At 74.3% G+C, this 12,329-nt stretch carries 11 protein-coding genes; 8 read left to right on the forward strand and 3 right to left on the reverse strand.

Annotated features, from left to right (window positions below; all coding sequences use genetic code 11):
• The first annotated feature begins 43 nt into the window (after positions 1-43).
• From E4623_RS16125 to E4623_RS16135, 3 genes are all read left to right on the forward strand, one after another.
• The gene (locus E4623_RS16125) at positions 44-787 is read left to right on the forward strand and encodes a methyltransferase domain-containing protein (protein WP_134767555.1); all 744 of its coding nucleotides are present in this window, start codon (positions 44-46) and stop codon (positions 785-787) included.
• Positions 788-817: 30 nt separating this feature from the next.
• Positions 818-2,020, forward strand: coding sequence for a DNA polymerase IV (gene dinB, locus E4623_RS16130; protein ID WP_134767556.1), 1,203 nt, complete (start codon positions 818-820; stop codon positions 2,018-2,020).
• Between the two features lie 113 nt (positions 2,021-2,133).
• Positions 2,134-2,565 (forward strand): DUF3040 domain-containing protein, encoded by a 432-nt coding sequence (locus E4623_RS16135; protein WP_134767557.1) that lies wholly within the window; start codon positions 2,134-2,136, stop codon positions 2,563-2,565.
• 298 nt (positions 2,566-2,863) lie between these two features.
• Here the strand turns inward: E4623_RS16135 and E4623_RS16140 are convergent, their stop codons facing one another.
• Genes E4623_RS16140 through E4623_RS16150 form a run of 3 tightly spaced genes read right to left on the reverse strand, consistent with a single transcriptional unit; the run spans position 2,864 to position 7,651 of the window.
• A complete protein-coding gene (locus E4623_RS16140) occupies positions 2,864-5,380 on the reverse strand; it encodes a DUF3488 and transglutaminase-like domain-containing protein (RefSeq protein ID WP_134767558.1) in 2,517 nt (838 codons plus the stop codon).
• A complete protein-coding gene (locus tag E4623_RS16145) occupies positions 5,377-6,660 on the reverse strand; it encodes a DUF58 domain-containing protein (protein ID WP_134767559.1) in 1,284 nt (427 codons plus the stop codon). Before E4623_RS16145 ends, E4623_RS16140 begins: the two co-directional genes overlap by 4 nt.
• Complete coding sequence (locus tag E4623_RS16150; RefSeq protein ID WP_134767737.1) at positions 6,653-7,651, reverse strand: MoxR family ATPase; 999 nt, start codon at positions 7,649-7,651, stop codon at positions 6,653-6,655. The genes E4623_RS16145 and E4623_RS16150 overlap by 8 nt, the downstream gene beginning before the upstream one ends.
• A 340-nt stretch (positions 7,652-7,991) precedes the next feature.
• On the opposite strand from E4623_RS16150, the gene mraZ reads away from it, so the two are divergent.
• The 5 genes from mraZ (at position 7,992) to E4623_RS16170 (ending at position 12,313) form a co-directional block, all read left to right on the forward strand.
• Positions 7,992-8,411 (forward strand): division/cell wall cluster transcriptional repressor MraZ, encoded by a 420-nt coding sequence (mraZ, locus tag E4623_RS16155; RefSeq protein WP_134767560.1) that lies wholly within the window; start codon positions 7,992-7,994, stop codon positions 8,409-8,411.
• Between the two features lie 372 nt (positions 8,412-8,783).
• Complete coding sequence (locus E4623_RS22715; protein WP_167736681.1) at positions 8,784-8,921, forward strand: hypothetical protein; 138 nt, start codon at positions 8,784-8,786, stop codon at positions 8,919-8,921.
• 1 nt (position 8,922) lies between these two features.
• Positions 8,923-9,954 (forward strand): 16S rRNA (cytosine(1402)-N(4))-methyltransferase RsmH, encoded by a 1,032-nt coding sequence (gene rsmH / locus E4623_RS16160; RefSeq protein WP_134767561.1) that lies wholly within the window; start codon positions 8,923-8,925, stop codon positions 9,952-9,954.
• Between the two features lie 8 nt (positions 9,955-9,962).
• The gene (locus tag E4623_RS16165; RefSeq protein ID WP_134767562.1) at positions 9,963-10,433 is read left to right on the forward strand and encodes a cell division protein FtsL; all 471 of its coding nucleotides are present in this window, start codon (positions 9,963-9,965) and stop codon (positions 10,431-10,433) included.
• 98 nt (positions 10,434-10,531) lie between these two features.
• Positions 10,532-12,313 carry a penicillin-binding protein 2 gene (locus E4623_RS16170; protein ID WP_245155116.1) on the forward strand — a complete coding sequence of 594 codons (1,782 nt, stop codon included), beginning with the start codon at positions 10,532-10,534 and terminating at the stop codon, positions 12,311-12,313.
• Positions 12,314-12,329 lie beyond the last annotated feature (16 nt).

Below are 12,329 nucleotides of genomic sequence, written 5' to 3' on the forward strand. Positions count from 1 at the left end.
TGCCAGCCCAGATCGACCCCGCCAGCCCGCTAGGGTTCGGGTCATGTCCGCGAGCGAACGCCGTACTCCCACCGCCGCGCCTCGCACCGCGGTGGTCTGGGACGACCTCGAGCCCCTCCTGGCGGCCGGGCCGCTCGACGTGCTCGACATCGGCGGCGGCACCGGCGGGTCGGCCGTCCGGATCGCGGGGCTCGGACACCGGGTCACCGTCGTCGACCCCAGCCCCGACGCCCTCGCTGCGCTCGGCCGGCGGGCGCGGGAGCGCGGCGTCGAGGTGGCCGGCCGCCAGGGTGACCTCTCCGACCTGCCCGCCGCCGTCGGGACCGACAGCGCCGACCTGGTCCTGTGCCACGGCGTCCTCGAGGTCGTGCCGGGTCCGGCGGCGGCGCTCGGAGCGATCCGCGAGGTCCTGCGGCCGGGCGGACGGCTCTCGCTGCTGGTCGCCCAGCGGCACGCCGCCGTCGTCGCCCGGGCGATGGCCGGGCACTTCGCCCAGGCCGCCGCGCTCCTCGACGCGGTGGAACCGACCGGTGGCGCCGGGGCGCCCGCGGCACGAGGTCGCAGCGGGCGACGGTTCACCGTGGAGGAGGTCACCGGGCTGCTCGACGGTGCCGGGATCACCGTCGACTCCGTCCACGGGGTCCGCGTCTTCGCCGACCTGGTCCCCGGTTCGCTGCTCGACCTCGAGCCCGGCGCCGGCGCCGCGCTGGTCGACCTCGAGCGCGCCGTCGCGGGCCGCTCGGAGTACCTCCCCCTGGCGACCCAGCTGCACCTGCTCGCCCACTGAGCCGCCGCCGGCGGCGCGGGGTGCCGTCCGATGACGGCGACCCCGCTCCTGCACGTCGACATGGACGCGTTCTACGCCTCGGTGATGCTGCGCGAGCGTCCCGACCTGCGCGACCAGCCGGTCATCGTGGGCGGCGGGCACCGCGGCGTCGTCCTGGCGGCGAGCTACCCGGCGCGCGCCCACGGCGTCCGGTCCGGCATGAGCGGCACGCAGGCCCGGCGGCTGTGCCCTCAGGCGGTCCGCCTGGCGCCCGACTACGACGCGTTCTCGACGGTGTCGACCGCGGTGCTCGAGGTGTTCCGTCGCGTCACGCCGCTCGTCGAGGCGGTCTCGCCCGACGAGGCCTTTCTCGACGTCCGCGGCGCGGCCCGCCGGTTGGGCACGCCGGTCGAGATCGCCGAGCGGGTCCGGGCCGTGGTCCGCGACGAGCAGGGGATCACCTGCTCGGTCGGCATCGCGGCCACGATCTCGGTCGCCAAGCTCGCCAGTCGACGGGCCAAGCCCGACGGGGTCCTCGTGCTGCCACCCGACCAGGTGGCCGACTACCTCGCGCCGCTCGACGTCGGCGAGCTCTACGGCATCGGGGAGAAGACCCGGGCCCGGCTGCACGACCTCGGCCTGGTCACCGTCGCCGACGTCACCCGGCTCCCGGTCGCCGTGCTCCAGCAACGGGTCGGGCGGCACCTCGGCGCCCACCTGCACGCCCTCGCGCACGGCACCGACCGCAGCGAGCTCGCCACCCGCACCACCGGGGTCTTCGGGTACGGCGCCCGCTCGGGGGCGGGGGAGCCCGACCGCTCGGTGGGTGCGCAGGAGACCTTCGCCCGCGACAGCGCCGACCGGGAGACCGTGCTGCGCGAGGTGCTCCGGCTCACCGCGAAGGTCGCCCGGCGGCTGCGGACGGCCGAGGTCGCCGGCCGCACCGTCACCCTGACGGTCCGGTTCTCCGACTTCCGCACGATCACCCGCAGCCGGACCCTCGCGGAGCCGACCGACGTGACCCAGGAGATCTACGGCGCCGCCGTCGTCCTCCACGACGCGTTGGGGCTGCGGGGGGTCGGCGTCCGGCTGGTCGGCGTGCGCGTCGAGGGCCTGGTGCCACGCTCGCGGGTGCAGCGCCAGGGCGTCCTGGGGGAGCGCGAGCACGGCTGGTCCGACGCCGACCAGGCCGTCGACCTCGCCGCCCGCCGGTTCGGCTCGGGTGCGGTCCGCCCGGCGAGCCTGCTGCCCTGACCCGATCGGGTCACGAATTTTCGGATCCGTCCTACCGTCCTGTGGGTCACCTGCCTAGACTGACCCCAAGCACGACCCGTGCGTTGGTTTCATCGTCCCGCAGGGAGGTTCCGGTGGCACTCTCCGAACAGGAGCTGCGACTTCTCGAGCAGATGGAGCGCGCCCTCCTCGAAGAGGACCCCAAGTTCGCCTCGACGCTGCGCGGGACCGCGCTGCGCCACAGCGCACGACGCCGCGCCGTCGCCGCCGGCTTCGTGTTCGCGCTCGGGATCGCGCTGCTCTTCGTCGGCGTGCTGACCCAGTGGTACGTCGGCATCGCCGGCTTCGTGCTGATGCTCGGCTCGGCCGTGGTCGGCCTCGGCGCCGTCCGTGGTCGCCAGGCCGCCTCCGCCGACCCCCGGATGACGTCGCACCCCTCGGGATTCACCTCCATCGACGGCGGGCGTCGTACCCGCCGCTCGCGCGGTCGCACGGCCAACCGGGGCTCCTTCATGGACCGCATGGAGAACCGCTGGCGCACCCGCCGGGAGAACGGCGGCATGTGACCTGACTGTCCGAGCGTGCGAGGACGAGTCAGGTCGTTGGTCGTTGGGCTGACGGTCCGAGCGTGCGAGGCCTAGTCAGGTCGTCGGCGCTCGAGCAAGCGGGGCGGCTGAGGAACGAGGTCGCGACCCGCGTGTCGGGACCTCCGGCCCTCCGAGGCCGACGCCGCCGATGACGTAGCCGTCGGCGTCCGGGGTCTCGTCGGCGCTCGCTGGCGCTCGCTTGCTCGACCTCCGGCTGGGGCGGCGGCGCTCGCTAGCTCAGCCTCCGGGTGGGCCCTCGCCGGGGCTCGGCTGAGAGTCAGATGTGCTCGACGCGACGGCCGCGCTCGTCGCTGCTGTCGGGGGCCGCGGCGGCCTCGCCGCGCGCCCCGCGCTGGAACGCCGACACCGGGAGCCAGGTGGCGCGTCGGCGGGCGCGTGGGGTCGCGCCGAGCGCGAGGGCGGCGGCGCAGGTCTGCACGTCGTCGTCGGACGAGCCGGCTTCGACGTCGTGGTGGCGGGCGTAGCGCGACCGCTCGACCTGCGCGACGATCCGGGCCAGGGCGGCCTCGGCCTCGGGTGCGACCCCGGGCCCGTGCGCGGGGCGCTCGTCGGTGCCCGGGGTGTCCTGAGTGCCAGTGCCCGCGGTGTCGGGCGCGCTCGGTGCGCCGAACCAGTCGGTGACGGCGGCGGCGGTCTCGCGGGGGGAGCGGCCCTCCGGCCAGCGGCGGCCGAGGTCGAGGGCGGTGGCCCGCAGCTCGGCCCAGGCGGCCTCGGGACCGGCCGCCTGCCGGCGTGCGCGCTGGCGGCTGCGCAGCAGGCGGGGCAGGCGCACCAGCAGCACCAGGGCGACGACCACGACGAGTCCGAGGAGCAGCCATCCCCACGGGACGCCGGAGCCACCGGCCGCGGTGTCGTCGGCCGTCTGCTGGTCGGGCTGGTCGGTGGTGGTCGCGGGCGGCTCGGGCGGGCGCGTCGTGGTGGGCCGGGTCTCCTCGGGCACCTGGGTCACCGACGGGACGGGGGCCGGCTCGATCGCGGCGTTGGTGTAGTCCGGCAGCGTCGACTGGTCGACCCGCTGCGGCGGGGTGGGGTCGAAGAGGACCCAGCCGGCGCCGGGGAAGTAGAGCTCGACCCAGGCGTGGAGGTCGTGGGCGCTGTAGACGTAGGTGTCCTCCTCGCCCGTCTGCTCGGGGCCGTCGGGCTGCAGGAAGCCGACGGCGACGCGGGCGGGGATCCCGAGGGTGCGGGCCATCACGCCCATCGCTGCGGAGTACTGCTCGCAGTAGCCGGTCCGGCCGCCCTCCCCGACCGAGAGGAACGACGCCAGCTCGTCGGTGCCGACCCGCGTGGTGTCGGGCGAGTCGTCGTAGGTGAAGCCGCCGTCGCGGCGGAACCACTGCTGGAGCAGGACGGCGGCCTCGAAGTCGCTGGTGCTGCCGGTGGTGACCCGCCGGGCGAGGGTGGCGACCGAGGTGGTGCCGCTCTCGTCGAGGACCTCCACCGAGGAGAAGTCGTCGGGCAGCTCGGTGAGCTCGTCGGAGACGGCCTCGGCGTTGGCGTCGAGCGACAGCAGCCGGTTCTCGTCGTAGGCGAGCTCGACGGCCGTCATGTCGTAGCCCATCCCGGCCGTGGTCAGGTCCTCGTCGCTGGCGAGGAAGTCCATCGTCGAGGGGTCCCAGCGCCAGTCGCCGTCGGCCACGATCCGGTTGATCGGGGCCTGGGTCGGCAGCCACTTCGACTCCAGCTCGTCGGTGATCTCGACGTCGTAGTCGTAGGTCGCGACCTCGGTCGCCACCGAGCTCTCCACGCCCTCGAGCAGGGGGAGCTCGCCCTGGGCCAGGTTGGAGGTCGGGACGTCGCGGTCGCCGGCGCTCCACTCGTTGTTGGTGAAGCGGTTGAGCACCGAGATCCGCAGGTGGTCGGGGCTCGGGTCGTCGGTGCGGACGGTGATGAGGTCGATGTCGTCGCCGCGCACGAGGTCGCGACGCAGGTCGGCCATCGGGTTGGTGATCTCGATGTCGCCGTCGCCGTCGCCACCCGGTCCGGTGTCGAAGATCGAGAAGTCGAAGGTCGGCACGGCCAGCGGGACCAGCACGGCGGCCGCGGTGGCCGCGGCCCCGATGCCGAAGGCGCTGGCGCGCATCGAGTCGCTGAGCCGCCGCACGGGTGCGCCGGACCCGTCGAGCGAGCGGCCCCAGCGACTCAGGTGCTCCTCCTCCTGGAGGAACAGCATGAAGAGGAAGCCGCCCGCGGTGAGGGCGAAGATCCACCACGACAGCCCACCGCCGAGCAGGCTCACCGGCACGCTGTAGACGGTGAGGAGGGGCAGCCCGGCCAGCGGAGCGCGGTGCAGGGTCGCGGCGCACAGGTCCACGAGCACCAGGGCGACCAGGCCCGAGACCAGGAGCAGGGGGTTGACGTCGATCGTGCTGGTGACCGGGACCGGGGGTGCGTAGGTGTTGGCGTCGTCGACCGCCCGCGCGAGCCCGTCCCAGAACGCGTGCCCGGGGTAGGGCCGGCCGCCGACGTGCAGGCACACCACGGCGAGGCCGGTGAGGGCCTGGAGGAGCACCACGAGGGCCGCCGGGAGGCGGCGCCACCGGGCGACGGCGCCGGTGGCGCCGACGGTCAGCGCCACGAGGAGGAGCGGTCCGATGAACCGGGCGGGGACGTCGCTGAAGCCGCGCCACGACCACATCGCGATCCACGTGGTCGCGGCCGTGACTGCGGCGAAGCGCAGGTGGACCCCGAGCGCGGCCCGCTCGCGACCCCACGCGCGGCGCGGCGCCGGCGACCCGGCCTGCAGGCGGTCCTGCACGGGTGCGATGGTCACGACGGCACCGCCGCGGTCCGCAGTCGGGAGGCGCCGCGCGCCGAGCTGCGGCCCAGGTCCTCCCAGACCGCCTCGAGCCGGTCGCGCGGACCGAGGGAGACCGCTCGCCACCCGGAGCCGGCGAGGAACGGCGCGGCGCTCGCGGTGTCGACGAAGGGACCGGACCAGGCGTCGACGTCGAGCGCGACAGCCAGGGCCGAGGCGGTGTGGTGGACGATGCGGCGCAGCGCGGGGCCGTCACGCTGGTCGACGGAGCCGAGGACGGCGACGGTGAGCCCGCCGTGCGCGGCCTCGCCCATCCACGACGTGTCGAGCCGGTCGCGCGAGTCGAGCTCGACGACCGCCAGCGCCTCGAGCAGCGGGCGGACGTTGAGGTCGGCGTCGCGGGAGTGCCACTGCGACAGCGACGGGCCGCCGGAGTCCTCCCCGGCGGCGGTCACCAGGCGCACCTGGAAGCCCCGGTGGCTCAGGTGCAGCGCGATCGACGCGGCCGCCGACACCGCGGCCTCGAGGGACGACGCGACGCCCTGCCCACGGTGGGCGACGAGGCGGTTGTCGAGCAGGATCGTGGCCCGGGACTGCCACGGCTGCTCCTCGCGGCGCACCATCAGCTCGCCGGTCTTCGCCGAGCTGCGCCAGTGGACGCGCCGCAGGTCGTCGCCCTGGCGGTAGTCGCGGACGGTGACGTCCTCGGCGGAGCCGATCGCGAAGGCGCGCGGGCGGTTGTCGCCCGAGCCGGTCCAGCCACCGCCGAGCGGGATGGCCGGCAGCGGCACGGTGCGGGGGGTGACGATGAGCGGGACCGTCATCCGGAACGCCCGGCCGAGCTCGACCAGGCCGAAGCCGTCGCCGACCCGGACCGTCATCGGACCGATCTCGAAGCGTCCGCGCACGTCGGAGCGCACCTGGTAGGCGACCTGGCGACGCCACCCGTGCCCGATGCCGTCGAGCACGAAGCGCGGCCGGGTGCCCAGGACGTAGGGCACGTGGTCCTCGAGCATGAGGACGCCGCTCGGCGTCCGGCCCTCGTTGGTCAGCGCGAGGTGCACGCGCGCCGGCTGACCCGCGGAGACCAGCTGGGGGGTCACGGTGCGGACCAGGGCGAGGCGGTAGCGCGAGCGGCCGAGCACCACGGCGGTGACGACGGGCAGGGCGACCACCAGGACGCCGACGCGGGTCAGCGCCGGCTGCCCGAGGAGCACCGCGCACACGATCGCGGTGATCCCGGCGGCCAGGAACGCCCGTCCGCGGACGGTCAGCCCGGCGAACGCCTCACGCACGGTGGGGGACGGGTGCCGCGCCGCCCTGCGGGCTCGGCACCGGGACGCCGGCGAGGATCCCGTCGAGGATGGCCTGCGTGGTGCGGCCCCCCATGGCGGCCTCGACGCTCGGCAGCAGGCGGTGGGCGAGGACGGGCTGTGCAAGTCGCTGGATGTCGTCGGGCAGCACGTAGTCGCGGCCCTCGATGGCGGCCTGGGCCTTGGCCGCGCGCACCAGGTGGAGCGTGGCTCGCGGCGACGCGCCGAGGACGAGGTCGTTGCTGCGGCGGGTGGCGCCGGTGATCGAGACGACGTACTGCTGGACCGCCGGGGCGACGTAGACCTGACCGACGATGGCGGCCAGCTTGCGGATCTCGCCGGCGTCGGCGACCGGCTCGAGGTCGTCGAGCGGGCGGGCGAAGGTGTGGCTGTCGAGCATCGCGATCTCCGCGGCCTCGACGGGGTAGCCGATCGAGACCCGCGCCATGAAGCGGTCGCGCTGGGCCTCGGGCAGGGCGTAGGTGCCCTCCATCTCGATCGGGTTCTGGGTCGCGATGACCATGAACGGCGTCTCGAGCTGGTAGGTGTTGTTGTCGACGGTGACCTGGCGCTCCTCCATGCACTCCAGGAGCGCCGACTGGGTCTTGGGCGAGGCCCGGTTGATCTCGTCGCCGACCACGATGTTGGCGAACACGCCACCGGGGCGGAACTCGAACTCGCGGGTGTTCTGGTTGAACACCGACACGCCGGTGACGTCGGACGGCAGCAGGTCGGGCGTGAACTGGATGCGTCGCACCGAGCAGTCGATGCTGCGGGCCAGCGCCTTGCTCAGCATCGTCTTGCCGACGCCCGGCACGTCCTCGATGAGGAGGTGGCCCTCGGCCAGCAGGACGACGAGGGCCGACTGGACGACGTCCGGCTTGCCCTCGATGACCCGTTCGATGTTGCCGCGGATCCGTCCCACGACCCGCGCGAGCGTGTCGAGGTCGCCCGCCGAGCCTGCGCCGGCCATGCCCGCCTGCCTCTGATCCACGTGCTCCACCTGTCCAGGTCCTTCCGTGTCCGGGCAGTGCCCACGCGTCCTGGACGCGCGTCGCTGACCACCGTAGGGCGTGGGCGCAACTTACGCCGTCGGTCGGCCCGTCCTGCGACCGCCCGAGGTCCACCTCGTCCCGCCGAGCGGGGGCGGGGGAGCGCAGGTGGGCGCGAGGGAGGGCGGGGGAGCGCGGTGGAGCGCGGTGGGGGAAAGGGGGCGGATGTGGTTGACCGTGGGGGAAAGTGGCGTAAGGTGGGGGAAAGTGGAGCAAGCGGGGATGCCGGTGGTGTCTCGAGGCTGAGGCAGGAGGTGCCCGATGCGTTTCATGGGCACGTACCGACCGAGGCTGGACGAGAAGGGACGCCTCTTCCTCCCCGCCAAGTTCAGGGACCGACTGGCCGAGGGGGTCGTGGTGACGCAGGGTCAGGAGCACTGCCTCGTCGTCTGGCCCCCCGACGTCTTCGACGTGGAGGCCGACCGGGCCGCCGAGCGCTCCATGACCGACAAGGCAGCCCGCGGCTACCAGCGGATGTTCTTCTCCGGTGGCGACGAGGTGGTGCCCGACAAGCAGGGCCGCGTCTCCATCTCCGCCGGTCTGCGGGAGTACGCCGGGCTCGAGAAGGACGTGGTCGTCATCGGCGTCCGCAACCGCCTCGAGATCTGGAACCCGACCGCCTGGGAGGACTACCAGGCCGCCGAGATCCAGAAGTTCTCCGACCTCGACGAGGGCGAGTAGCCCCGCACGCTCCACCCCGCACCACCGCTCCACCCCGCACGACCGCACCGCCCCGCACGACCGCACCGCCCCGCACGACCGCACCGCCCCGCACGACCGCACCGCCCCGCACGACTCAACTGCACAACGGATCCGCAGGACGAGGTCTCTGGCCCGCTCCCTCCGCGCTGCCATCTGGGGCACCTTCCCCGGTTCCAGAAGGCACACCTTCCCCGTGACTTCGCACGCTCGCTCGCGAAGCGGGAGGAGGCGGGCTCGGGACCTGGCCCTGCGGCTCCACCGCACCACCACGCACGACCACGCACCACCACGCACCACCACGCACCACCAGGCACCACTCAGCAACCCACCAACGTCTCTGGGGTCGAACCGATGAGCGTCACACCCGCACCCGCGCCGCCGCGGGTCCGCCAGCAGGCCCGCGACGCCGCGGTCCTGATGGCGTTCTCGCTGGGGATGTCGCTGACGTGTGCCGTGGCCCTCCTCCTGCTGGCCGGGCTGGGACGCTGACGTGAACCGCCCCCAGCACGACCCGGTGCTCCTCGACCGGGTCGTGGACCTGCTGCGGCCCGCACTCGACCGGGAGGGCGCCGCCGGCGGCCCGACGGTCCTGGTCGACGCCACCCTCGGCCTCGGCGGCCACACCGAGGCGGTCCTGGCCCGCTGCCCGCTCGCCCGCGTCGTCGGGATCGACCGCGACCCGGACGCCCTGGCCCTGGCCGGCGCGCGCCTGGCGCCGTACGGCGACCGCTTCACCGGGGTGCACGCGACCTACGACGAGATCCCCGACGTCGTCGCCGACCTCGGCCTCGACCGCCGCGGCCGGACCGACGGCGGGGTCGACGGCGTGCTGTTCGACCTCGGGGTCTCCTCCATGCAGCTCGACGTCGCCGAGCGTGGCTTCGCCTACGCCGTCGACGCCCCCCTCGACATGCGGATGGACGGCACCGGCCGCAGCGGCGGGCCGACCGCGGCCGACGTCCTCAACACCTACAGCGCCGCCGAGCTGACCCGGGTGCTGCGCGACTACGGCGAGGAGAAGTTCGCCCGCAAGATCGCCGGCGCGATCGTGCGGCAGCGCGAGAGCGCCCCGTTCGTCACCAGCGCCGCCCTCGTCGAGCTGCTGTACGCCGAGATCCCGGCGCCGGCGCGACGCACCGGCGGCCACCCCGCCAAGCGCACCTTCCAGGCCCTGCGGATGGAGGTCAACGACGAGCTGGCCGTGCTCCGCCGCGCGCTGCCGGCGGCGATCGAGGCCCTGACGGTCGGCGGCCGCGTGGTCGTCGAGGCCTACCACTCGCTCGAGGACCGCCTGGTCAAGCAGGCCTTCGTCGCGGTCACCCGCAGCGAGGTGCCACCGGACCTGCCCTTCGTGCCGGAGGGCAGCGAGCCCGCCTTCCGCCTGGTCACCCGCGGCGCGGAGAAGGCCGACGCCGGCGAGATCGACGCCAACCCTCGCGCCGCCTCGGTCCGTCTGCGGGCCGTCGAGCGCACCCGCCCGAGCAACCCGCGCGATCCGTGGAACGGAAAGGCACACCGATGAGCAGCCCGATGAGCAGCCTGACGATCCCGACAGCCCGGCGGACGGGTGTGCGGCCGCTGCCGCGGGCCCTGGCCCGCGGCGGCGCGGCCGATCGCGCCCGGCTCGCCGTCGTGCCCCGGCTGCGCAGCCGGGCCCCGAAGGTGCCGTTCGTGACGCTGGTGAGCGTGCTCCTCCTCGCCGGCGTCGTCGGCCTCCTCCTCTTCAACACCTCGATGCAGCAGGCCTCGTTCACGGCGGCACGGCTCGAGGACGAGGCCAGCGTGCTGGCCGCGCGCCAGCAGGCGCTCACCACCCAGATCGACGAGCTCCGCAACCCGACGAACCTCGCCGCCCAGGCGTGCGCGCTGGGCATGGTCGCCGCGCCGTCGGCGACCTTCCTCGACGTCGAGACCGGCGCCGTCACGGGCAGGCCGACCGCGGCGGTCCCGGGGCCGTGCCCCGGCGCGTCGTCCGGGCGCGGGCAGGGCGGCGTCCGATAGTGGGCACGAGCAACCGGCCCGGCACCGGGCCCCGCAAGCGCCCCGCCCCACGCCCCAGCGCCAGGCCCAGCACCAGGCCCAGCATCAGGAGGACGCCCGTGTCGTCTCGCCCCCGGAGCCGCCCGCGCGGCAGCGGGCGCGGGTCCTCCACGGTCCGGCTCCGCATCGGCTTCGTGGCGATCGCGATGGTGATGTCGGTCTTCGCCGCCCGCCTGGTGCAGCTGCAGGGCATCGACCCGCAGCAGTACGCCGCGATGGCGGCCGCCGAGGGCCAGGTCAGCGTCGTGCTGCCGGCCGAGCGCGGCGACATCCTCGACCGCGACGGCGTGCCGCTCGCCGGCTCGATCGACGGCCTGATGGTCGTCGCCGACCCCTCCCTCACCGCCCAGGACGCACCCGAGCTCGCGACGTTCCTGTCCAAGCGGCTCGACCTCGACTACTTCGTCACCCTCGAGCGGCTCCAGGCCCGCGACAGCCGGTTCCAGTACCTCGCGCGCCAGGTGCCGGCCGCCGAGGCCCGCGACGTGGTCGCCGCGGCGAAGGAGCAGGGCTTCCTCGGCCTCGAGCTGCGCGACGACCCGGTGCGGGTCTACCCGTCGCGCGACGTCGCGGCCAACCTGGTCGGCTTCCTCGGCACGCCCGACAAGGACGGCGCCGCCCAGCCGCTCGCCGGTCTCGAGAACTCCTTCAACACCTGGCTCTCCGGCCACGACGGCGAGGCCCGCTACCAGACGGGGAGTGGCGGCGCCCGGATCCCCCTGGGCGACAACACCGTCGACGAGGCCCGCGACGGCGCCGACCTGACGACCACGATCGACCGTGACCTGCAGTGGTACGTCCAGGAGGTCCTCGCCGATACGGTGACGGGCGCGCGGGCCGACTCGGGCTCCGCGGTCGTCCTGGACCGCCAGACCGGTGAGCTCCTGGCGCTCGCCGACTACCCGACGTACGACGCCGAGCACCCCGAGCTGTCGCCGGAGGCCAACTACAACTCCCGTGCGCTCACCGACGTCTACGAGCCCGGGTCGGTGTCGAAGGTGCTGACCGTGGCCGGGCTGATCGACGCCGGCAAGGTCACGCCGCGCACGAAGTTCAACGTCCCGCCGCAGCTGATGCGCCAGGACCGCCCGATCGGCGACTACTTCGACCACGGGTGGATCAAGCTGACCCTGGCCGGGATCCTGGCGAAGTCCTCCAACATCGGCACCGTGATGGCCGCCGACGAGTTCGAGCCGGGCCAGCTGCGCCGCTACCTGTCGGCCTTCGGCCTCGGCAAGCGCACCAACGTCGGCATCAGCGGCGAGACCAAGGGCATCCTGCCGGCCGGCAACGACTGGACCAGCCAGACCGGCGACCGGATCGCCTTCGGCCAGTCCTACTCGGTCAACGCCCTGCAGATGGCCAGCGCGGTCAACACCATCGCCAACGGCGGGGTGCACGTCGAGCCCAGCGTGGTCCGCGGCACCGCCACCCTCGACGACGGCACGGAGGTCGGCACCGGCGCGGCGACCAAGCAGCGCGTGGTCAGCGAGGAGGCCGCGCGCCAGACCGCGCTCATGATGGAGCGCGTCGTCGACCCCGACGTCGGCGTCGCGCCGGGGGCCGCCGTCCCGGGCTACCGGGTGGCCGGCAAGACCGGCACGGCCCAGCGTGCCGGCAAGGACGGCTACGACGGCACCTTCACGGTCTCCTTCGGCGGCTTCGCCCCCGCCGACGACCCGCGCTTCACCATCTACGTCGTCGTCCAGAACCCCCGCAACGGCGAGGGCGGCGGCTCGGTCGCCGGCCCGGCGTTCTCCCAGATCATGGGCTACGCGCTGCGTCGCTACGCGGTGGCGCCCACCGGCACACCACCCTCGCGGCTGCCCGTCGAGTGGTGATGGGTGAGGATGGTGG

It is taken from the genome of Nocardioides sp. 1609 (assembly GCF_004522105.1).
Classification (GTDB): domain Bacteria; phylum Actinomycetota; class Actinomycetes; order Propionibacteriales; family Nocardioidaceae; genus Nocardioides.

Coding starts and splice junctions, on each gene's coding strand:
- E4623_RS16125 (WP_134767555.1), top strand. CDS start 44: ATGTCCGCGAGCGAACGCCGTACTCCCACCGCCGCGCCTCGCACCGCG.
- dinB (WP_134767556.1), top strand. CDS start 818: ATGACGGCGACCCCGCTCCTGCACGTCGACATGGACGCGTTCTACGCC.
- E4623_RS16150 (WP_134767737.1), bottom strand. CDS start 7,651: ATGGCCGGCGCAGGCTCGGCGGGCGACCTCGACACGCTCGCGCGGGTC.
- mraZ (WP_134767560.1), top strand. CDS start 7,992: ATGCGTTTCATGGGCACGTACCGACCGAGGCTGGACGAGAAGGGACGC.
- E4623_RS22715 (WP_167736681.1), top strand. CDS start 8,784: ATGAGCGTCACACCCGCACCCGCGCCGCCGCGGGTCCGCCAGCAGGCC.
- E4623_RS16165 (WP_134767562.1), top strand. CDS start 9,963: ATGAGCAGCCTGACGATCCCGACAGCCCGGCGGACGGGTGTGCGGCCG.